Below are 21898 nucleotides of genomic sequence, written 5' to 3'. Positions count from 1 at the left end.
ATGAACTTAAGGTTGCTATGGTCAGGATTCTGTTCTCTCATATTTTTTATTATAGGGTATTCAATTGTAAAAATGTCACTTTTTGACTCTATTTTTCCTTGGCAAGAGAAATCAATTGGCACTTTGTCATTTTTTTTTATTCCTATTTTCTTTGCATTTATTGGTTTTTTATTCGCATTTGTTTTTTGGAACAAGCTTTTTAGTTATTTGAAGTTTTTTTTGAATAGAATCACTTCTTTTTCTCTCTTTGATATTTTTATACCTGTACTAGGCCTCTTATTGGGTTTGATTATTTCTTTACTTATAACCTGGCCGCTTTCCTTTTTGCCATTGATAGGGATAATAAAACTTATTCCACTCTTATTTAATCTTGTTCTAGGATTTTTAGGGGTTTATCTGGCGCTAAAGAAAAAAAGGGATATAGAAAATACTTTTAAGTTAATTTCTAAGTTTTACCAAAAAGCTTCTTCTTTAATTCTTGGCATGAGCGATAGACAACATATAAAAGAGGTTGTTCATCAATATGGGAATTCTAAAATAATTGATACAAGCGTAATTATTGATGGTAGAATTCAAGATATATGGCGAACTGGTTTTTTAGAAGGTAAGATAATTATTCCTTCCTTTGTAATAAAAGAAGTTCAGCAATTATCTGATTCTACCGATCCAATGAAAAGGGCAAGAGGGAAAAGGGCTTTAGAAATATTGAATTCTTTTAAAGAGGAAGCAAAAGATTCTATTATTATAGACGAAATCGATTATAAAGGGTTAAATGGTGTGGACGAAAAACTTATAAAATATGCTCAGGGCGTACCAAATTCAAGCATTATTACAAATGATTATAATTTAAACCAGGTTGCATCTTTAATGAACATAAAAGTCTTAAACATTAATGACCTGGCAAATGCAGTAAAGGCGGTAGTGCTTCCTGGGGAAGAAATTTCTATCCAAATAGTTAGGGAAGGAAAGACTCCGGGTCAAGGAGTTGGATATTTAGACGATGGGACAATGGTTGTAATAGAAGACGGTAAAAATCATATTAATTCTCAAGTTAACATTACGATAACAAGCGTATTACAAACATCATCCGGAAGAATTGTATTTGGGAGAATTCTTTCTTGAATATCTGGGCTGTGATAGTAGCTGCAGGTAAAGGTGAGAGGCTTGGTTCTTACAAACCTTTAATAAAGATAGGCGACAAATATATGCTTGAGTATTCTGTTGAAACTATTTCAAAGAGTAATAAAATCGAAGGAATTGTAGTTGTTTGTTTATCTAACTATATCCAGTTTATTAGAGAGCTCTTAAAGAAATATGATCTGGTTAAATATGTTGTTCCTGGTGGAAAGCTCAGACAAGATAGTGTGAGAAAAGGGATATTAAAGGTTCCTGAAACTGCTGAATTTGTTTTAGTTCATGATGCTGCAAGGCCATTTGTAAGCGTTGATATTATTGAAAGATCGATAAATGCTGCTGTTCAAAAAGGTTCTTGTGTGGTATGTGTTGGTGTAAATGACACGGTGAAGAGAGTAGAAGATGGCTTTATAAAAGAAACTCTTGACAGAGATTCTATTTTTTTGGCGCAAACTCCGCAAATATTTAAAAGAAAAGAACTTCTTGAAGCGTTTGAAAATGCTATTCTAAAGCGCCTGGTTTTTACTGACGAATCTTCTTTGATGGAATTTCATGGTATAAGGCCATTTGTTGTATTGGGAGATAATTCTAATATGAAAATTACGTATCCTCAAGATTTAGAGTTGGTTAAAAATTTTATAAATAGTGATGTGGATTTTAAAAAATTATCTGAAAAGGTTTATGAGGAGGAGAAGGTAAGAAAGGTACAAAATTATTTTGTAGGCATAGGAGAAGATATTCACCCATTTGATAAAGAAAGGCCCTTATACCTTGGAGGTGTTCTTATACCATTTGAGAAGGGTCTAAAGGGGCATTCTGATGCTGACGTATTGCTTCATGCACTAATTGACGCTCTTTTAGGCGCATCTGGTTTGGACGATATTGGCACTTTGTTTCCAGACACCGATCCAAAATATTATGGTGTTTCAAGTTTGACTTTACTTCAGAAAGTTTCAACGCTTGTCTATAGTAAAGGTTTTAAGATCCAGAATATAGACATGATAGTGTTTGCTGAAAAGCCTAAAATCAGGGCATTTAAAGATGAAATAATTTCTGTTATTTCAAACACGCTAAATATTGACAAAATAAAAGTAAATCTCAAAGGAAAGACAGCTGAAGGTTTGGGATTCTTAGGTAGGGAAGAAGGCATATATGCTAAAGCTGTAGTTCTTTTGAAAAAAGAGGAGAATTGTTGATGATAATTATTTCTTTTTTAATACTAGTTGCAATTTTGGTAATATCTTTTTTTGCAATATTAGAAATTAGATTTAGAAGACTTCCAGAAACTTCTGTGCAGCTAAATTTTGATTCAACTAAAGTGGATTTTTTCAGTGACGAAAAATATTTTTATTTGCCATTTTCAATTGATAACGTATCAGAAATTATAGCTATTGTACACGATGTAAGTTGTATTTTATTAGAACCTAAAACAAGAGTTCTGGATATAGTATCAGTGGGCTATCCGGTAGAAAATTATTTCAAAACTTCTTTGGTACATCCAAAGAGCGGAATACCTATATTGGTTTTGCTACCGAAGGAGCATCTTAAAGAGGGAAAATTGCAGTTTCATATAAAATATTCTGGCAGAAGAGATATGTCAATGTATTTTTCTAAATTTCACTATAATTTTTCTGACAATTTTTTAAAAGGAGCAATTGTTTATGAAAAATCGTATACCAATTAAAACTCATATTTTGGGACCAGAGGACAATATTGTTGACGTTATAAAGAAATATGCCAAAGATAAGATAGATAAAGATACAATTGTAGTAATTGCAGAAAGCCCACTTGCTATTACACAGGGTCGTTTTTTTTATCCTGATTACATTAAAATAGGTTACTTTGCCAAGAGATTATGCCTTTTTTTCCCACAGATAGGTAGCCTGGCATCTCCCTTTGCAATGCAACTTTTAATTAATGAGGTGGGGCTCTTTAGGGTTTTGGCTTCCTTTGTAATAGGTTCACTACTTAAAGTTTTTGGCAAAAAAGGGATATTTTATAAATTATGTGGCAAACAATCTGCTTTAATAGATGATACTGCGGGTACTATTCAACCATATGACAAGGTCATTGTAATGGGGCCAAAGGATCCAGATAAAACTGCAGATGAAATAAGTCAATCACTTGGCGGTGTAAGAGTTGCGATAGTTGATGCGAACGATCTTGGGGTAGCATGGGTGGTAGGTTGTTCAAAAGGCGTTGATTCTAAGGAAGTTGAGAATATAATGAAAGATAACCCTGCTGGAAATGCAGACGAGCAAACCCCAATAATTTTAATAAAGTAGGATTTATTTTACCTTTTTTGCGAAGATAAGATATCCTGTGTGCCCTGTCATAATATCTTCTGGCCTTAGTCTGTTTGGATTTATTTTATATTTTCTGTGAAAGATTTCAACTATTTCATCTATTAAGAAGTTGTTTGATTCGAGCTCGTTTATTGACTGATTTACTTGGTTGGTAGTTGGTACTATCAAACCAAAATTCCCCCCTCTTTTAAGAGCCTTGCTTACTTTTTCAAAATAAAACCATGGATCTTTTAGATCCATAAAGAAGGAATCAAAAAAATTTTCATAATTTGAGTTAATAAAATCTTCATTCACGAAGGTAATATTTTGAAGTTTGCTAAATTTCTCAATATTTTTTCTAGCATTATTTAAAAAATCTAAATTTTTTTCAAATGTTATTATTCTTCCTTTTTCTGAAACTAATTCTGAAAGAATTAATGTCAGAGATCCAGAACCGGTGCCTGCCTCTCCTACTACTTTGGAGTTTCTTATATCGAGTTTTAAGATTATATATCCAGCTTCTTTTGGGTATATTATTTGAGTTTGCCTTTTGACTCCATACATTATGTAGTCATGTATGGTCGGTTTAAAAATATGGTATTTTAGCCCATCTGAAGCAGTAATAGTATCCCCTTCTTCTGAATTGATGATGTCTTCTGGGTCAATGAATCCACCTTGTAGTTGAATTTTTTGTTTGCTATAAAACTGAAAAATCTTTTTGAACCCCTTTTTGTTTGTTGCTTCGATTAACTCACCTTCGTTGATATCCATTTTTCACCCTCTATATTTTGATTTTATCTTGCACAGGAAGCAAATATCGTCACTATAGGTTTGATAGTGACAGATTTTACATTCTTTTGGTTCTTCGGTATCTTTCATAAAGATATTGTTCTTAATATTTTCTACATATTGGAAATAAAAAAAGGATTTTGTACCTGGCATATATTTATCAATTTCATTTAATATATCTTTGAAAAATATAGATTTAGCATCTTTAGAATAAGGGCATCTTTCGGCAACATATTCAATTTTGGAAACTTTTGCAAAAAAGCTCATTTCTTCATCTGTTATGCGAATTAAGGGTTTTACTTTTTTAGGAATAAATTGATTTCTTTCTAATACTGGACCTTGTTTCTTTAAATACTCAGTGTGCCAATGTAATACGTTCCCAAGTAAAAATGCTGTCTCGTCATCAAGATTATGGCCAGTAATAATTGTATTATAAGAATTTCTACTTGCATAAGTAGAAAGTATGTATCGCTTTATTTTGCCGCAAAAAGAACAAACGGGCTTTTTATATATTTTTAAGGCTTTAAAGAAATCTATGTCTAAATAATTGTTTGCTTCAATATATATTGGGTCTTCATTTAGTTTCTTTGCAAAATTTTCGACTATTTCTAAAGATTTTTCTGAATACTTACCAAAAGGCATTATTATGTGAAGAGCTTTTACGTTGAATCCAAGTTCTTTTAAGATAAGCCATAGCCCAAGGCTATCTTTTCCTCCTGAAACAGCAAGGAGTAGAACATCATCCTTTTTAAACATATTAAAATGTTTTATAACCCTTTGTGTTTGATAGATGATGTGTTCTTTGAAGTGCTCTTCACATAGCTTAAGGTTGTGTCTTGGAAGCTTTATTACTGCATCTTTTTTACAAACTGTGCATTTCATATGATGTTGCGTTTTTATTTTAAGGCCTCCTTATGAAAAATTTATTATCGTATATTATTTATTATTTTAACAATAATTTAAAACATAACTAGTAAACCAGTAGAAGTGTTTTTGAATTTTTAATTAACTTTATAAAATTCAAAAATAATATACTATTTTTCACTATTATGGATAAAATATTTTTTAAGAAAGGTGATTTTAGGTAAATATTTAGTTTTATTTCTTATAGTTTAGATTATAATATATATTTATGTGGTTTTTTATTTAAAAAAAAATTTTTGGGTTTTTAAATTTTTAAAGGGTTGGTTTATTTTCTAAAATGTCTGTTTTTGGCCTCTTAAACTTATTTGTAGTTTATATTGTCTGGAGTAGTACTTATCTTGCAATAAGAATTGCTGTAACCGGTGGTTTTGAGCCTTTTACTCTTGGGGCGGTAAGGCTTTTTTGTGCTGCATTGATTTTATTATCTATTATTTTGGTAAAAAAAATAAATCTAAGATTGAATTTTTATGAATTTAAAGTAATATTTTCTACCAGTTTACTTATGTGGGTTTTCGGAAATGGCTTGATTATGTGGGCTGAACAAAATGCAGCTTCTGGCTTGACAGCTTTGATCTTAGGAGTTACACCGATATTAGCATCTTTTTTGGATTCAATTTTTACAAAAAGGATGCCCTCATTGATATCTATATTATCTTTATTGCTTGGATTTGTTGGAGTATTTTGTCTGTTTATTCCTAAAATATCTAATTTTTCTTTTATAGGCATATTTTCTTATTTTTTAGTATTTATTTCTGCTTTGTGCTGGGCATGTGGTGCAATAATCCAAAGAAACTATAGTTTAAATATGTCTGTTTTGACGATTAGTTTCTATCAAAATATATTTGCATCGTTGGGTTTTTTCCTTTTAAGCCAATTTTTTCATGAAAGCTATACTTTGCCAGGCTTAAATGCAATTTTGGCATGTGCATATTTAGTATTGTTTGGTTCTGTACTGGCATTTACTGCTTATATAAACGCTGTAAAGCTTTTACCTATAAATATATCTATGACCTATGCTTATGTTAATCCTGTTCTTGCTCTATTTTTGGGGCACGTTATCTTAAATGAAGAAATAAATAGTTATACAATCATTGGTGCCATATTAATAATTCTAGGGATACTTGGAGTTTTTAAAGACCAAATTAGTAATAAAAAGTAAAAAAACAGCGTTATTTTAAATTGATTTATAAACTCCAAACTTTTAATGTATGTTCTATAGTAGAATAAGAAATTAAAAGATTTTTTTCAGCGTTATATGATAAAAGGTCTATTGATGAATGATGAGCAAAAATAAGTTCAGTGCTTGGAGAATCTTCCAGGGTGTGAAATCTGATTGTGCCATCTAGGTGGGAAGTAAAGAAAGATCTTTCATCTTTAAATAATATAAAAGTGATGGAGCTAGATTTGTTGTTTTCTTCTTTTATGAGATCTCCTCCAATTGAAAATACTTGTAATGTATCATCAATATAACCTACTACAATTTTTGATGAATCTGGAGAATAAGAGAAATATGTTATAAAGGGTTCAGTTTTCTTTTCAGGTATTATTATTTCTCTTCCTTCTTTCAAAAACCAAATAGAAAGTTGATTTTTATCGTTGAGATATAGAACTGATTCTGAATTAGGAGAGAAAACAAAGTTTCTGAAACAAAAATTTTTGTTTGGAAAGGTTCCGAGTTTAGTACCTTCGATAGTAGACCACAAATTCGTGTCTAAGCTATATTTGTTTTTTGATATGAAAAATAACTTGTCATAACTAAATGTTAATTCGCTAATTGGTTCAGAGTTGTTATTTATACACCAGAGATTTTTTTCTTCATTAAATAACCACAACTCAATTGTTCCATCTTCGAAACCTACCAGAAGAAAACTTTCGTCTATCGATAAGTTAAGTGAAGATATTGAACCTTCATACGATTTTAAGTTTTTAATAACTTGATTTTTTTCAGTATCATAAACTTTTATTTCAGAATTAAGGTGGCCAATAACTAATTTAGAAAGGTTTAAGTCATTACAAAAAGTTGTTATAGGTTCTAACGGTTTTATTAGAGATGAAATATTAAGGTCAATTAAAGAAACTCTTTCTAATTGATTATTACCTTTTAGTACAAATAAACTTTCACAATTTTTTGATATATTAAACTGCTTAGAGTTAGAGTTAAAATTAAATTCTATTTTTGGTTTATTAAGTTTCGGATCGCCAAATTCTTGCGAATCGCTTTTTTTGTATATAGAGATGTTTCTAAAATGAGATATAAATAACTTTTTAAGATTTTTGTTATATGCTAAAGGTAAGCCATCTAATCTTTTTTCAGAAAGGACTTCTAGACCGGTTATGTTAATTTGTTTTAAAAATAAATCCAGAGAACCGCTGACTAAAGTATTATCGTCTAAAAGTTCTAACATTATTATTTCTGAATCATGAATTTTATTACTATTTATGATTTGATTGTTTTCTATTAAATAGATATAACCGTTTTCAGAAGCTGTAACAAAAGTTTTTTCTGTGTTTAAAAAGGTAAAACTTGAAATCCATGAGTTATTTAATTTCTGAATTAATTCAATTTCTTTATTAGCCAAGTTAATCTTAAATAGATTGCCATCTATAGTAGAAGCTAAGATAGACTTACTGTTATTAGAAAAATCCAGTTTGTATATGCTACTATTAAGGTTAAATTTTTCTATAACTTCCAAACCCTTAATTTTTATAATCAAAATAGTTCCATCTTCTAAACCAGCAGCTATTAGTTTACTATCTCTTGAGAATTTTAAAGAATTTATCCATGAAGCGTGATCAACAATTGAACTAATTAAATAACCAGTATTAAGTGAAAATAATTTTACTTCTCCATCATATCCACCAGCAGCCAGCAAATTGTCGTCATCTAATATAGAAATGGTTTTTATCCAGGAACTAGAAGTATCGATTTTTATAAAATCTTGAGTTTTTGTATTGAAGACGTAAATATAATTTGATCTTTCAGTGTAAGCTACGATATCTAGGTTTTTCGAAAAGTCAAAAGCGTAGTCTTTATAATTCTTTATAAATACTTTATGGCTGTAACTTTCAATATTATTATTGTAGTTTCTTATCCCCTTTAGAAAATTTTCAGGATTTCTCTCGTATAACATCATGTATACACTTAGGGCATCTATAAAATTTAGACTTCTTTCATTATAAGGGAATGAAGAGGCTTTGAAAGGAACTTTTTTGCTGAATATTAATCTATTACTTCTTGTTTCTAAAATTTTTATGAAACCATTTGTATTTGAGGCGTAAAAGATTGATTCATCTTTACTGCACTTTATTGAATCTATCCAATTCTGAAATACATTTACTACATTTGTTTGAGAATAGTTGTTTAAATCATAAATAATTATTGTTCCATCATTGAAACCTGCGATTAACTTTAGATTCTTAATAGCAAAACAAATAGATGTAGGCCAAAGTGGAGAAGTGTCAATTGTTTTAATAGGTTTTTTGGAATCCAGAGTCCAGATTCTTATAGTTGAATCATATCCACCAGATGCAATCAAACTGTCGTCTTGCGAAAATGCTAACGAAGAAATTCTATTTTGATGTCCTACAAATTTAGTTATGGACCTTCTTTCTTGAACAGACCAGAGAATAATATTATTGTCTCTGCTCCCTGAAAGAAGATACTTCCCGTCATTGGAGAAAGCAAGTGCAATTATCCAATCTTCATGACCACTTAAAGTATCTATTGGCTTTTCTTTAAAAATATTCCACAAGAGAATATTAGAATTAAAACCACCAGAGGCAAAATGGACTCCATCAGGAGAAAATGCAGTAATGAATATCCAATCTTTCCTCTTTCTTAGTTTTTCAATAAGATTTCCTGTGAGAACTGGGAAATTTCCTTCAGTAAAGTTTGACTGAGGGATATCGATTCCTTTTTCAAAAATAAAATTTATTGTTTTTTTATTCACTGATTTTTAATTTGGTTACTTTATAGATATTTTATTATACCTTAAACTCCTGTTTTTAATTGAAATGTTAGTAACTCGTTATTTAAAGGCTGTTATAATAATTATAAAATATATAAAAATTTATTCAAAAGGGGAAAGTATGATTAGAAAAACTAAAATAATATGCACATTGGGGCCCAGCACTGACGATCCTGAAATTTTATATAACTTTGTTAAAAATGGAATGGATGTGGCAAGGCTTAACTTTTCTCATGGGGATTATGAGGATCATTTTAGGAGAATCCAAATGGTAAGAGAAGCGTCAAAAGAGTTAAAAAGGGAAGTAGCCTTAATGTTAGATACTAAAGGTCCTGAAATCAGAGTTGGCAAATTTAAAAGCGGTTCTGTACAGCTTAAAAAAGGGCAAAAATTTGTCTTGACTGCTGAAGAGATTGAAGGAAATGAGGAAATTGTTTCTGTTACTTATCCTGATCTGATTAAAAAGATAAAAAGGGGTAATGTAATAGTTTTATCAGATGGATTAATTTCTTTACAGGTTGAAGATACCGATGACAAAAATATTTATACTACAGTAATGAACAATGGCATATTAAAGGATCATAAAAGAGTAGCTGTGCCGGGAGTTTTTTTGGACATGCAGTTTCTGTCAGAAAAGGATATAAACGATATAAAATTTGGAATTGAAAATGAAATGGATTTTATTGCTGCTTCTTTTGTACAAAATGCGTCGAATATTTTGGAAATTAGAAGAGTTTTGGAAGAAAACAATTCGAATATGGATATTATTGCAAAGATAGAAAATAGATTTGGAATTGATAATATCGATGAAATCCTTAAAGTTGCTGATGGTATTATGGTTGCAAGAGGAGATATGGGAATTGAGATACCAAATGAAGACGTTCCTTTGATTCAAAAGGAGCTAATCAAAAAAGCAAATAAAATTGGAAAGCCTGTAATTACTGCCACACAAATGCTGGAATCAATGATAAATAATCCACACCCTACTAGGGCTGAAGCAAGTGACGTAGCAAACGCTATTCTTGATGGTACAGACGCTGTGATGCTTAGCGGTGAAACAGCAGCTGGGAATTACCCTTTGGAAGCTATGGAAATGATGGCAAGAATTGCTTTAAAAACTGAAATGTCATTAGATTATAAAGTAATCTTTTTGTCTAAAGGTTTGAACCAGAAAACTACTACTGATGCTATAAGTCATGCTACAGTACAGATTTCTCATGAACTTGATGCTGCTGCAATTGTAAGCATTACTCAAAGCGGATATACTGCTAAGATGGTGTCAAAATATAGACCAAATGCTTTTATTATAGGCGTTTCACCTGATATTAGAATGGTTAGAAAGATGAAACTAATTTGGGGAGTTTATCCTATAAAGTGCGAAAGAACTAATAACATTGAAGAAATGGTTTTGGAGGCAATTAGCAAGTCTACTGCTTCAAATTTGATTAAAGAAGGCGATCTGGTAGTTATTACTGCAGGTGTACCATTGGGCGCTACAGGTACCACAAATATGATAAGGGTTCATTTAGTTGGAAATATTATATTGAAGGGAATTGGTGTTGGACGTGGTTCATATACAGGGACAGTTTGTATTGCTAATACTTTGAAGGATTTTAGAGAAAGGATGAAAGCTGGGTGTATTGTGGTTGCAAAGAGTATCGATGAAGAGTTAGCCAAATATACTACTGAAGCTGGGGCACTAATAGTTGAAGAAGGCGGGCTTACTTCAAACGCTGTAATACTTGGAATAAATTTTGGTATTCCTGTGGTAATAGGGGTAGAAGGTGCTGTTGAACTTTTAAAAGATGGCCTAGTGATTACGGTCGATGCAGAAAAAGGTTTAATTTATCAGGGAGAAATAAACGTTAGGTAGTTTTGGCGTTTTTGTGTTAGAATAGTAAAAAAGGCGTTGGAATTTGTGTCAATAAATTAAATTAATTTAAAATTACCCTGGTTTTGCCAGGGTATTTTTCTGAGAAAGTGGGTGTAGATATGAAAAATTATGACATAATAATTGTTGGTGCTGGTCCTGCTGGAATATTCGCTGCATTAGAGCTAACTAAAAAACTTGATGATAGTTCTATTTTAATAATTGAAAAGGGACACGATATATCCAAAAGACATTGCCCTATGAGAGATAGAAAAACTCAGTGTTTAAATTGTACCCCTTGTGCACTAATGAGCGGTTGGGGTGGTGCTGGCGCATTTAGCGATGGAAAACTTACCTTGTCTACTGATATTGGTGGGAATCTTGCTGATATTATAGGTGAAGAGAAATTGAGCAGCTTAGTTTCATATGTAGACAAAATATGGGTAGATTTTGGAGGGGCACAGCAGGTTTACTCCCCAAATCCAGAAGAAGAAATGGAACTAAAAAAGAGGTCTATACTAGCTGATTTGAAATATATCCCTTTTAAGGTAAGACATTTAGGAACGGATAAATCACCTATTATATTACAAAATATGAAAGAAGAACTTGAAAAGAAGGTAGATATACTAACTTCGTCTACTGTAGATGAAATAATTATAAAAGATAATAGAGTAAACGGCGTAAAGGTGTCTGATGGAACAGTTTATAAAAGCAAATACGTTATTGTATCACCTGGTCGTGATGGTGCTAATTGGATTTTTAATGAAGCTAGAAGGTTAGGGATTGAAGTTCAAAACAACCCTGTTGATATTGGAGTAAGAGTGGAAGTTCCTGCTACTATTATGGAACAACTAACAAAGATAACGTATGAAATAAAATTGATCTATTATTCAAAGTTGTTTGAAGATAAAGTAAGAACCTTTTGTATGAATCCTTATGGAGAAGTTGTAAGCGAACAAAGTGACGGTGTAATTACTGTAAATGGCCACAGTTATGCGGATAGAAAGACTGAAAATACAAACTTTGCTTTGCTTGTTAGTAAATCTTTTACAGAACCGTTTAAAGAACCTATTGCTTATGGTAAATATATTGCAAGGCTTGCAAATCTTTTGGGTGGGGGCGTTTTGGTACAAAGATTGGGGGATCTTTTGGAAGGTAGAAGATCCACTAAAGAAAGACTTCTAAAATCAGTAGTGGTGCCTACTTTAAAAGGCGCTACTCCTGGAGATATAAGCTTAGTTTTACCTTATAGACATCTTAAAAGCATTATAGAAATGTTACAAGCATTAGATAAACTTGCACCTGGGGTCTATTCTCGCTATACTTTACTTTATGCTGTCGAGGTTAAGTACTATTCTTCAAGACTAAAGTTGGACTCTAATTTGATGACCCCTATTGAAGGATTGTACGGAGCAGGTGACGGAGTAGGAGTAACAAGAGGTCTAATTCAAGCTTCAGCATCGGGTGTTTTAGCAGCAAATAGTATTATAAATAAGATAAAAACTAATTAAAGGAGGATAATTATGTCAGATAAAGCTCAGGAAAAGGGTGCGGGTCTTTTGGAACCTGTAATCTTGCCTAATGTAAAAAAAGTTGTAGCAATATTGAGTGGCAAGGGCGGAGTAGGAAAGAGCACGGTTACTTCTCTGTTAGCTTGTGAATTTGCAAGAAGAAATTTTAAAGTAGGGATTCTTGATGCTGATGTAACTGGGCCTAGCATACCAAAGCTGTTTGGGGTTAATAAAAAGTTGGAAGTTAAAAACGATAAATTGCAACCAGCAACCACTAAATTGGGCATAAAAGTAGTATCACTTAATTTGCTTTTGCCTTCGGAGGACGACCCTGTAATATGGCGTGGTCCGATGTTATCAAAGGTTATCAAAGAATTTTGGGAACAGGTGGATTGGGGAGAGTTAGATTATCTATTTATAGATTTGCCACCTGGAACTTCTGATGTTGTTATCACAGTTTTCCAGTCAATCCCAGTTGAAGGTGCTATTGTAGTTACCACTCCTCAAGATCTGGCATCTTTAATAGTTAAAAAGAGCATGAAGATGGTAAAGAGAGTAAAGAATGGAAAACTTTTAGGAATTGTGGAGAATATGAGCTATTTTGTTTGTCCTGATAACCAGAAAGAATATTATATATTTGGAGCTTCTAAGGTTGAAAAAATTGCTATGGAATATGGGATAGAAGTTTTGGCGAAGGTTCCAATTGATCCAATAATGGTTCAAATGGCTGATGAAGGTAAAATAGAAGAGTATACAAAAAATATATTTTCACATGTAAAATTTTAATTTTTTTCTCAAACTTGAAAGGAGAAAAGCTATGATAGGCTTTACCAAGCTTCTTTGTGGAAAAGCTACTGTTTCTGATGTAATAAAAGAAAGAGATAAAAAGGTTTCTACAAAGGATCCAAAGCTTCTTCAATTTACTACAGAAAATAGGCCCCTTGTAGTATGGAATGTAACAAAAGCTTGCAATTTGAAGTGCAAACACTGTTATATAAATGCAGGAGAAAAGGTTTCAAATGAGCTTTCCACAGAGGAGGCAAAGGCTTTAATAGACGATCTATCAGTTCTAGGTACTCCTGTACTTTTATTTTCTGGTGGAGAACCTCTATTAAGAGAAGATATTTTTGAATTGGCTGATTATGCTTTTTCAAAAAATATTAGACCAGTTCTTTCTTCTAATGGAACTCTCATAACAGAAGATATAGCTAAGAAACTTAAAGATGGTCACTTTCAATATGTTGGTATCAGCTTAGATGGTTTAGAAAAGATTCACGATGAGTTTAGGGGTGTTGAGGGTGCTTTTAGGAAATCTGTTGAAGGTATAAAAAATTGTTTAAAAATTGGGCTTAAGTCAGGTGTTAGGTTTACTGTAAATAAAATGAATTTTAAAGATTTACCCGCTGTTCTCGATTTTGTAGCTGAAAATAACATTCCAAGATTTTGTATGTACCATTTGGTTTATTCTGGAAGAGGCAAGGATATGCTTGATCTCGACTTGACCAAAGAACAAAATGTAGAACTTTTTAATATACTTGTTAAAAAGACTATTGAATTTGACAAAAAGGGTATAGATTTGGAAATACTTACTACTGATAACCATGCAGATGGTATCGCACTTTATCTATATCTTACATCGAATAATCCGGACAAAGCTGATGAAATAAAAGAGCTATTAAAAATGCACGGTGGTTGCTCAGCTGGTACAAAATTTGCAAATATTGATAATGAAGGTAATGTTCATCCATGCCAATTCTGGCTTCATTATAATCTTGGGAACGTAAGAGAGAGACCGTTTTCTCAGATCTGGACAGATGAAAATGAACCTCTTTTAAAAAAGCTTAGGAACAAAGAAAAGTATTTGAAAGGCATATGTGGAGAATGCAAATACAATTATCTTTGTGGTGGTTGCAGAATTAGAGCTGAGGTGGTTCATGGCGATATTATGCAAGAAGATCCTGCCTGTTATATAGATAAATTAGAGTTTTGATTTTTAATTTTCTTGTTTGAAAGGGGAATTTTTATGTTTCCTATGTATAGGGCAAGACGAATAAGACAAGACGGCATAAGAGAGATGTTGAATAATTCGTTGGTAGAAGTAAAAAAGCTTATGCTTCCAATATTTGTGATGCCAGGGTCTAACAGGATTGAAGAGATAGTTAGTATGCCTGGTGTATATAGATATACTGTTGACAGGGTCTTAAATTTCGTAGAAAAGGCAGTGAATTACGGCATAAAATCTATAATATTTTTTGGGATTTCTGAAGTAAAAGATTCTATTGGAAGCTGGGCATCTAACAGAGAGGGAGAAGTGCAAAAAGCCATCCGAATGGTGAAAAAGGAATTTCCTAAGATGGTGGTGGCTGCGGATACATGCTTGTGCGAATATACCGATCATGGGCACTGCGGTATTGTAAGAGACGGCGAGATCTTAAACGATGAAACCTTAAAAGTTCTTAATAATATTGCGATCTCTTATGCTGAAAGTGGTGCTGATATAATTGCTCCTTCCGGAATGATGGATGGGATGGTTTTATCCATTAGAAATGCGCTGGATACTAAGGGGTTTTATAATACGATTATAATGAGCTACTCTGTTAAATATTCTTCATGTTTTTACGGGCCATTTAGAGATGCTGCGGAGTCTGCACCAAAATTTGGCAATAGAAAGACTCATCAAATGAGTCCCTTTTTTGGTTATAATGAAGCTGTAAAAGAAGCACTTATAGATGTAGAAGAATATGCTGATATCTTGATGGTAAAGCCAGGACTTGCTTATCTTGACGTCTTAAAAGTTGTTAAGGACAGTGTTCTTTTACCGGTTGCAGTGTACAACGTTAGTGGTGAGTATTCTATGGTCAAAGCTGCAAGCATAAATGGCTGGTTAGATGAAATGAGTACTGTTTCAGAAATTTTCTATGCCTTTTTAAGGGCTGGAGCTGATATTATTATTTCTTATCACTCTTTGGATTATGCAAAGTGGCTAGCCCAAAATGGCAAGTGATTTAATTCATCGCTTTTTAAGAAGGGAGCCATAAATTGAAGCCTGATAACAATCAACCTATTTTGTGTTCCTGGAATACTACACAAGAATGTAACTTAAAATGTGTTCATTGTTATAGGGATGCAGGTGATAAAAAATATAACGAGCTTACTACTACACAAGGAAAGTTGCTGCTTGATGAGATAAAAAGGGCAGGATTTAAGATTATTGTGTTTAGTGGTGGAGAACCTCTTTTAAGGGAAGATATATTCGAATTGACTGAATATGCAAGTAGCATTGGGCTAAGGCCTGTTTTTGGGACTAATGGAACTCTTATTGATAAAGATGTAGCTTTAAAGCTAAAAAAAGCAGGCGCTTCAAGAATCAGCATTAGTTTGGATAGTCTGAATCAGTCAGAACACGATAGATTTAGAGGAGTAGAAGGAGCATGGTCTAGGGCCGTAAATGCTATGAAAATGCTCAAAGAAATTAATCTCTCATTTCAAATAAACACTACTGTAACTAAAAGAAACATTAATGAAATTTTAGATATTACAGACTTTGCTGTTGAAATTGGCGCTGATGCTCATCATATATTTTTTTTAGTGCCTACTGGAAGGGCGGTAGATATTGAAATAGAAAGCTTAAATGCTCAGGACTACGAAGATCTTTTGAAAAAGGTACTTTTGAAGTCTAAGAGTGTAAATATAGAATTAAAACCTACTTGTGCTCCACAATACATGAGAATTGCAAAAACTCTGGGAATTGAGACCAGATTTACAAAAGGTTGTCTTGCTGGCACAGGATATTGTTCAATTACCCCTGAAGGCGACGTGTGGCCCTGTCCATATATGCCTATAAAGGTAGGAAACGTAAAGTTGGAAAGGTTTTCTAATATTTGGAGAGATGCTCCTTTATTTAAAGAGTTAAGAGAAGGTAATCTTAAAGGATCTTGTGGAAAATGTGTATATAAAGAAATTTGTGGTGGTTGTAGGGCAAGAGCGCTCTTTTACAACAAAGACTATTTAGGAGAAGAACCTTGGTGTCTAATGAGAAAAAAATAAAACTAACTGAACTAGAAGAGGCTCTTTTAGAAAAGATCCAACACAACTTTCCTATTGTAGAAAGACCTTTTGATGAGCTGGGAGCTCAATTGGGATTAAGTGGTGAAAAGACAATAGAGCTACTTAAGAAGCTAAAGTCAGAAGGTATAATTAGGTTGATAGGTGGCGTATTTGATCCGAGAAAATTGGGTTTTAAAGGAACTCTAATAGGATTGAAGGTAGACAAGAATCACATTGATAAAATAGTAGAAAGGATTAATAAATGTCATGGCGTTTCTCATAACTACCTTAGAGATCATGAATACAATCTTTGGTTTACCTTGATAATGCCATCCAAAGAAGAAATTGACGCTTTTATCGAAGAACTACGGAAAGAAGATGGGGTAATAAGTTTAATAGAGCTTCCTGCTAAAAGAATTTTTAAAATTGATGTAAGGTTCAAAATTAAAGATTGAAAAAATAGAAAGTTTTCAAAGGCAGGATTATTTATGAGTAACTTTTATGATAAGGGTAACCTTGAAAAATCTTTTAATTCTTGTGATGTTGTCTCTATACCTGTTGTATCGTGTGGAGATCTTTCTGGAATTGGCTTAATTTCTTTGGTTAAATATTTAACGAAAAATAAGGATAAAAAAATTATACTCTTTACTAACAAAGCCTTTTTTGATGATTTATGTGATTTTATGGATTGTGACTTGGATATTCCTACTTTTGATAGTTCTAAAGGTTATGGAATTGTAGATATTAATTGTAATTTTGGTTTAGAGGTTCTTGGCAAGCCAGATTATAAAGTAGGAAAATTTTCTTATGAGTGCTTTATAGAGTCTTTGAAATTTGTAGAAGAAAGAAATTCAAAATTTTATTTGACTTTGCCAATAAATAAATATTTAATATCAAAATCTATAGGCAAAAAATTTTTAGGGCATACTACCTTTCTTGAAGAAAGATATTGCAAAGATATTAGCATGAACTTCTTCGATGGATTTTATCTTCTAAATCTTCTTTCTCATCATATACCAATTAAAGATGTGTCAGACCAGATTACTTTTGAAAAGCTCAACTTATCTCTCGAATCTATAATATATCTTGCAAATATTTTTGGTATAAAACCTTTAAAGATTGCTATATTGGGTCTAAATCCTCATGCAGGTGAGGGTGGCAGTATTGGGAGTGAAGAAGAGCTTATCATAAAGCCATTTATCGAGTACGCGAGATCAAATTATTCTTATGTTGAACTTTTTGGTCCTCTTTCACCCGATTCGGCATATTTTAATTTAAAAGCTCTGGATATAAGGGCTGTAATATCTCTTTATCACGATCAATTTTTGTCAATTATGAAATCTTTATCCTTTCCAAGAATAATTGAGATAAACATAGGATTGCCCTTTTTAAGATGTACTCTGGCTCACGGGGTTGGATACTCTGTTGCAAAAGATCCTAAAAGAGTAGATGAAGGAGGGTTAGAGTTAATATTTGATTTTTATGAAAACTTCATTCGTTTTACCACTAATAGTTTTTAAGATATTACTTAAGTAATGAGAAATCTTGCACCATTAAAAAGATACGGCCAAAATTTCTTGGTGGATCAAAATATTTCAAAAAAGATAGTTGAATCAGCATTTATTGAAAAAGAAGACTTTATACTAGAAATTGGACCTGGAAAAGGAGCGCTGACGAAGTATCTTATAAAATTACCGAATAATTATTTGGGGATAGAAGTTGATAGAGGTTTGTATGCCTTTTTATGCAAAGAATTCGCAAAATATCTCTCTTTATATGGAAAAAAAATTATGTTGTCTGACGTTCTTGAAACCGAACTAAGATTTATAGAAAAAAAAGTAAACGTTATTGCAAACTTGCCTTACAATATTGCATCTTTAATAATTGTAAAACTGATAAAAGAGGATATATCACTGAAGAGTATGACCATAATGATCCAAAAAGAAATGTCTCAAAGACTTTTTGCTTTGCCAGGAGCTAAAGGATATGGTAGATTAAGCGTTCTCATTCAAAATTTTTTCGAGGGGGATATACTTTTTGAAGTTAAAGAGAACTGTTTTTATCCAAAACCGAAGGTAAGGTCTATTGTAATAAGATTAGTCCCAAAAAGTGATTTTTATGAAAAGAAGCTGCACTGTAAAGATTTTGAAGATTTCTTAAGAAAAGTTTTTTCTCAACCAAGAAAAATTATAAAGAATGTATTAACTGAAGAGTATATTAGAATTTTTTCAGAAATGAACGAAAATTTGCTTTCAATGAGACCTGGACAGATAGATCCTGAAATGTACTGGAGGATCTTTAGACTTTTAAAGGGAAGATCTCTTTAGAGATCAATTTCCATAACAAGGGGGGCGTGATCAGATGGCTTTGGAATTCTTCTTCTTCTAAGAGATATGTCAACTTCAACTTTCTTTACTTTATTTATAAGAGGTTTGGTTACCAGAATGTAATCTATTCTCATTCCGTTGTTTTTCCATATATCACCTCCAATATAGCTAAACCATGTGAAACCTGGATCGTTTGGGTGTAAATGTCTGTATGTATCTATAAAACCATAATTAAGGAGCTCCTTTAAAGCTTCTCTTTCTTCTGGCATTGTGCCGATGGTGTCTTTTAGGATTTCTGGGTCATATACGTCAAAATCTGTCAAAGCTACGTTAAAGTCTCCGAGCATAATTATAGGATCGTTCGGGGTAAAATTTTCTTTGAGAAAAACAAGTAATTTTTTATAAAAATCTAATTTATAATAGAACTTGTCTGTACCCCTAAGATCGCCGTGAGGAAAGTATATATTCATAAGGGTAAAGTTTTCAAATTTTGCAAATATGGATCTTTTCTGATTTACAGTATCTTGAAATTCGTTTTCAAAGCGGCTAGAATCAAGTTTTGTGCAAATTGCTACACCGTTATATGATTTCTCTCCGGATACCAGACACTTATAATCTGGAAAAGCAAGGTTTGGGAAAAGATCTAGAGTACATTTTATTTCCTGGAGGGCTATTATTTCTGGGTTATGTTTTTCTATAAGCAGGTTTACAATGTCAGTCCTGCTTCTTATAGAATTTACATTAAAGGTAGTTATAATCAAATTTAGACTCCTTTAAAAGAATTGAGGGTTTTTATGAAAAAATATATTTTAGACGTTCAATTACCAAATATAAATAAGAGACTAAGCTATTATATCAAATCTGAAAGAGATATTGAATCAGGTTCTCTGGTAGATGTGCCTGTGAGCGAGAAAAGCTATTTGGGCATTGTTGAATCTTCAAAAGAGTTTATAGGACAGGAAAATTTATCCGAGCTTAAATTCGTTAACTCAATTTATGAAAAAAAATTTTTCAATGATGACCTGTATAAACTATATAAATTCATCTGTGAATATTATTTTGTTACCCCCAGCAGTGCTCTAAAACTTTTTCCCTCCTTTAATATGAAGTTATTATCGAAAAATAAAGTAAAAATATCAAAAAAGGGGCAAGAGGTTTTAGAATGTTCTTTACTATTTTCAGACAATCTCAAGGATCTATTAGAGCAATTAAACAGGAGAGAATACGACCTTTCATATATAAAAAGTAAGTATAAAGATACCTTTAGGTATGCCCTATCTGAGAGATTAGTAGATATGGTTAGTGAAACTAATATAAGAAATGACAAGGCTAATTTAGATCTTTATAAAAAGGCTGATGAGATTGAGAAATATGAAAACTTATCAATTCTAAACGATGAGCAAGATAGGGCTTTTAAATATTTCAAAGGGTATCTAAATAGAAACAGTGAGCTCTCTTTAGTAGGGACTACCGGGAGTGGCAAGACTGAGGTTTATTTAAAGCTGATTGTGGAAGTTCTAAAAAAGGGAAAGAATGCAATGCTTCTTTTGCCAGAGATTACTCTTGCGACGCACTTTGTAGATATGCTGGAAAAGAGATTTCCCAATCTTGTATATGTCTGGCACAGTCAGCTGGGCAAGTCTGAAAGAAACAAACTTTTGAACATCATCACGAATTTGACTGAGAAAATATTTATCGGTCCTAGATCTTTGATCTTTTTACCTATAAACGATATAGGAATAATTATAGTGGACGAAGAGCAAAGCGAAAATTATAAACAGGACGACTTTATAAGATATGATGCGAGAATTTTAGCGAGAGAGAGAGCAAGGTATAACAATTGTCCAGTTTTGTATGTGAGCGCTACTCCGAGTGTGGACCTGGGGAAAAGAATTCTTGATGGAGAAGTTTTTTCTTATTATCTGTCCAAAAGATTTGGAGAATTTAGCTTGCCAAAAATAAATATCGTCAAAAGAAATAACTTTTATGGATCGTTTAGCGAAGAATTTATAAACTCCCTGAAGGAAGTAAAAGAAAAAAAAGAGCAAGCTATTATTTTCGTGCCAAGAAGAGGATTTTATCCATTTGTTAGTTGTGCTGATTGCGGAGAGTTAGTAAAGTGTAAAAATTGTGATGTGCCGATGTGCGTTCATGTTATAAAAGGGAAAAGGGTGTATGTATGTCATCATTGCGGCTATAAGTTTACCACAGACCCAGTTTGTAAAAAGTGTTCAGGCTTGAATTTCAAACAATACGGCGCTGGATCTCAAAAGATTACCGAAGAGTTAAAAAACATCTTTCCAGATGCTAATGTGGAAAGAATTGACTCTGACAGCGTAAATACCTATTCAAAGCTAAAAGCTGTTCTTAAAGATATTTTAGATGGAAAGATAGATTTCTTAGTTGGCACTCAGATAATTACAAAGGGTTTAAACTTTCCGAAAATAAACTTTGTGGGTATACCTTTTTTAGAGCCTTTGACTTCTATACCAGATTTTAGGTCGTTTGAAAAGCTATATCAATTGCTGGTTCAGGTAACAGGCAGAGCAGGGAGATATTCTATGGGAGGTAAGGTGGTAATTCAGGCGAGCGAAGATCAGGTGCCTATTATTCGTAAGTATACGACAATAAGCTATTGGGATTTTTTATTGGAAGAATTGGAATTAAGAAAGGATATGTTTTGCCCTCCTTTTAGTTATGAAGTGATGTTTAGATGGAATGGAAAACTTACAGAAGTAAAGGACGAGGCGAAAAAATTTAGAGAAATTTTAAAAGAGGTATACGTTTTGTTTGAAAATAGGGATATAAAAGTAACTGCACCAAAGTTTTGTCCAATTTTGAGACTGCACGGAAATTATAGGATGTATTCTCTGATCAGGTTTAAGGACAAGGACGTGAGAAAAGACTTTCTTGAAATATTATTAAAGAGATATTCTCCGAAGAATAAAAAAATATTTATTGTAGATGTAGATCCGTTGTACTATTTTTAGGATTAATTTTCGGTTATATTATTTTATTTGTTTCTTCTTTCTAATTTTTTTTA

At 32.3% G+C, this 21898-nt stretch carries 19 protein-coding genes; 15 read left to right on the top strand and 4 right to left on the bottom strand.

Annotation, left to right across the window (positions count from 1 at the left end):
* From TDSAC_RS05955 to TDSAC_RS05940, 4 genes are read left to right on the top strand one after another with little or no spacing between them, the layout of a single operon-like run.
* Positions 1 to 1122 carry a PIN/TRAM domain-containing protein gene (locus TDSAC_RS05955; protein ID WP_108309338.1) on the top strand — a complete coding sequence of 374 codons (1122 nt, stop codon included), beginning with the start codon at positions 1 to 3 and terminating at the stop codon, positions 1120 to 1122.
* Positions 1119 to 2330: a 2-C-methyl-D-erythritol 4-phosphate cytidylyltransferase gene (gene ispD / locus TDSAC_RS09230; protein WP_108309337.1), complete on the top strand. Its 1212-nt coding sequence runs from the start codon at positions 1119 to 1121 to the stop codon at positions 2328 to 2330. Before TDSAC_RS05955 ends, ispD begins: the two co-directional genes overlap by 4 nt.
* The gene (locus TDSAC_RS05945) at positions 2330 to 2818 is read left to right on the top strand and encodes a hypothetical protein (RefSeq protein WP_108309336.1); all 489 of its coding nucleotides are present in this window, start codon (positions 2330 to 2332) and stop codon (positions 2816 to 2818) included. Before ispD ends, TDSAC_RS05945 begins: the two co-directional genes overlap by 1 nt.
* On the top strand, positions 2796 to 3419 hold the full coding sequence (locus TDSAC_RS05940; RefSeq protein WP_108309335.1) for a coenzyme F420-0:L-glutamate ligase: 624 nt from the start codon (positions 2796 to 2798) through the stop codon (positions 3417 to 3419). Before TDSAC_RS05945 ends, TDSAC_RS05940 begins: the two co-directional genes overlap by 23 nt.
* Before the next feature lie 3 nt (positions 3420 to 3422).
* Here the strand turns inward: TDSAC_RS05940 and TDSAC_RS05935 are convergent, their stop codons facing one another.
* Entirely contained in the window at positions 3423 to 4190 is a 768-nt protein-coding gene (locus TDSAC_RS05935) for a tRNA (adenine-N1)-methyltransferase (RefSeq protein WP_108309334.1), read from the bottom strand.
* A gap of 3 nt (positions 4191 to 4193) precedes the next feature.
* Positions 4194 to 5090, bottom strand: a complete 897-nt coding sequence (locus TDSAC_RS05930; RefSeq protein ID WP_108309333.1) for a PP-loop family protein — start codon at positions 5088 to 5090, stop codon at positions 4194 to 4196.
* 319 nt (positions 5091 to 5409) lie between these two features.
* On the opposite strand from TDSAC_RS05930, the gene TDSAC_RS05925 reads away from it, so the two are divergent.
* Positions 5410 to 6291 (top strand): DMT family transporter, encoded by an 882-nt coding sequence (locus TDSAC_RS05925; RefSeq protein ID WP_108309332.1) that lies wholly within the window; start codon positions 5410 to 5412, stop codon positions 6289 to 6291.
* Between the two features lie 25 nt (positions 6292 to 6316).
* On the opposite strand, the gene TDSAC_RS05920 is transcribed toward TDSAC_RS05925, so the two are convergent.
* Positions 6317 to 9082, bottom strand: coding sequence for a WD40 repeat domain-containing protein (locus TDSAC_RS05920; protein ID WP_108309331.1), 2766 nt, complete (start codon positions 9080 to 9082; stop codon positions 6317 to 6319).
* 139 nt (positions 9083 to 9221) lie between these two features.
* On the opposite strand from TDSAC_RS05920, the gene pyk reads away from it, so the two are divergent.
* From pyk to rsmA, 9 genes are all read left to right on the top strand, one after another.
* Positions 9222 to 10973 (top strand): pyruvate kinase, encoded by a 1752-nt coding sequence (pyk, locus tag TDSAC_RS05915; RefSeq protein WP_108309330.1) that lies wholly within the window; start codon positions 9222 to 9224, stop codon positions 10971 to 10973.
* A gap of 119 nt (positions 10974 to 11092) precedes the next feature.
* Positions 11093 to 12481, top strand: coding sequence for an NAD(P)/FAD-dependent oxidoreductase (locus TDSAC_RS05910; protein WP_108309329.1), 1389 nt, complete (start codon positions 11093 to 11095; stop codon positions 12479 to 12481).
* Positions 12482 to 12493: 12 nt separating this feature from the next.
* Positions 12494 to 13267: an Mrp/NBP35 family ATP-binding protein gene (locus TDSAC_RS05905; RefSeq protein ID WP_108309328.1), complete on the top strand. Its 774-nt coding sequence runs from the start codon at positions 12494 to 12496 to the stop codon at positions 13265 to 13267.
* A 31-nt stretch (positions 13268 to 13298) separates the two neighbouring features.
* The gene (locus TDSAC_RS05900; protein WP_108309327.1) at positions 13299 to 14471 is read left to right on the top strand and encodes a radical SAM/SPASM domain-containing protein; all 1173 of its coding nucleotides are present in this window, start codon (positions 13299 to 13301) and stop codon (positions 14469 to 14471) included.
* Between the two features lie 33 nt (positions 14472 to 14504).
* Entirely contained in the window at positions 14505 to 15485 is a 981-nt protein-coding gene (gene hemB / locus TDSAC_RS05895; RefSeq protein WP_108309326.1) for a porphobilinogen synthase, read from the top strand.
* Positions 15486 to 15544: 59 nt separating this feature from the next.
* Entirely contained in the window at positions 15545 to 16528 is a 984-nt protein-coding gene (nirJ2, locus tag TDSAC_RS05890; protein ID WP_108310342.1) for a putative heme d1 biosynthesis radical SAM protein NirJ2, read from the top strand.
* Entirely contained in the window at positions 16507 to 16983 is a 477-nt protein-coding gene (gene ahbA / locus TDSAC_RS05885) for a siroheme decarboxylase subunit alpha (protein WP_199919727.1), read from the top strand. Before nirJ2 ends, ahbA begins: the two co-directional genes overlap by 22 nt.
* Positions 16984 to 17016: 33 nt before the next feature.
* The gene (locus TDSAC_RS05880) at positions 17017 to 18048 is read left to right on the top strand and encodes a 4-hydroxythreonine-4-phosphate dehydrogenase PdxA (protein ID WP_108309325.1); all 1032 of its coding nucleotides are present in this window, start codon (positions 17017 to 17019) and stop codon (positions 18046 to 18048) included.
* A 15-nt stretch (positions 18049 to 18063) separates the two neighbouring features.
* Complete coding sequence (rsmA, locus tag TDSAC_RS05875; protein WP_108309324.1) at positions 18064 to 18855, top strand: 16S rRNA (adenine(1518)-N(6)/adenine(1519)-N(6))-dimethyltransferase RsmA; 792 nt, start codon at positions 18064 to 18066, stop codon at positions 18853 to 18855.
* Here rsmA and xth read toward each other — a convergent pair.
* Positions 18852 to 19616: an exodeoxyribonuclease III gene (gene xth, locus TDSAC_RS05870; RefSeq protein WP_108309323.1), complete on the bottom strand. Its 765-nt coding sequence runs from the start codon at positions 19614 to 19616 to the stop codon at positions 18852 to 18854. The two genes, rsmA and xth, sit on opposite strands and share 4 nt — an antisense overlap.
* Before the next feature lie 33 nt (positions 19617 to 19649).
* On the opposite strand from xth, the gene priA reads away from it, so the two are divergent.
* Complete coding sequence (priA, locus tag TDSAC_RS05865) at positions 19650 to 21845, top strand: replication restart helicase PriA (RefSeq protein WP_108309322.1); 2196 nt, start codon at positions 19650 to 19652, stop codon at positions 21843 to 21845.
* Positions 21846 to 21898 lie beyond the last annotated feature (53 nt).

This window comes from Thermodesulfobium acidiphilum (assembly GCF_003057965.1).
Taxonomy (GTDB): Bacteria; Thermodesulfobiota; Thermodesulfobiia; order Thermodesulfobiales; family Thermodesulfobiaceae; genus Thermodesulfobium; species Thermodesulfobium acidiphilum.
Note: the sequence above shows the minus strand (reverse complement) of the source record. Positions and strands in the feature narration are given on the sequence as shown.

Excerpts from the sequence above, each read along its gene's own strand:
- TDSAC_RS05900 (WP_108309327.1), top strand. The coding sequence starts at position 13,299 with ATGATAGGCTTTACCAAGCTTCTTTGTGGAAAAGCTACTGTTTCTGAT.
- TDSAC_RS05925 (WP_108309332.1), top strand. The coding sequence starts at position 5,410 with ATGTCTGTTTTTGGCCTCTTAAACTTATTTGTAGTTTATATTGTCTGG.
- TDSAC_RS05910 (WP_108309329.1), top strand. The coding sequence starts at position 11,093 with ATGAAAAATTATGACATAATAATTGTTGGTGCTGGTCCTGCTGGAATA.
- TDSAC_RS05905 (WP_108309328.1), top strand. The coding sequence starts at position 12,494 with ATGTCAGATAAAGCTCAGGAAAAGGGTGCGGGTCTTTTGGAACCTGTA.
- TDSAC_RS05940 (WP_108309335.1), top strand. The coding sequence starts at position 2,796 with ATGAAAAATCGTATACCAATTAAAACTCATATTTTGGGACCAGAGGAC.
- TDSAC_RS05880 (WP_108309325.1), top strand. The coding sequence starts at position 17,017 with ATGAGTAACTTTTATGATAAGGGTAACCTTGAAAAATCTTTTAATTCT.
- pyk (WP_108309330.1), top strand. The coding sequence starts at position 9,222 with ATGATTAGAAAAACTAAAATAATATGCACATTGGGGCCCAGCACTGAC.
- TDSAC_RS05930 (WP_108309333.1), bottom strand. The coding sequence starts at position 5,090 with ATGAAATGCACAGTTTGTAAAAAAGATGCAGTAATAAAGCTTCCAAGA.
- TDSAC_RS05935 (WP_108309334.1), bottom strand. The coding sequence starts at position 4,190 with ATGGATATCAACGAAGGTGAGTTAATCGAAGCAACAAACAAAAAGGGG.
- TDSAC_RS05945 (WP_108309336.1), top strand. The coding sequence starts at position 2,330 with ATGATAATTATTTCTTTTTTAATACTAGTTGCAATTTTGGTAATATCT.
- priA (WP_108309322.1), top strand. The coding sequence starts at position 19,650 with ATGAAAAAATATATTTTAGACGTTCAATTACCAAATATAAATAAGAGA.
- hemB (WP_108309326.1), top strand. The coding sequence starts at position 14,505 with ATGTTTCCTATGTATAGGGCAAGACGAATAAGACAAGACGGCATAAGA.
- TDSAC_RS05955 (WP_108309338.1), top strand. The coding sequence starts at position 1 with ATGAACTTAAGGTTGCTATGGTCAGGATTCTGTTCTCTCATATTTTTT.
- rsmA (WP_108309324.1), top strand. The coding sequence starts at position 18,064 with ATGAGAAATCTTGCACCATTAAAAAGATACGGCCAAAATTTCTTGGTG.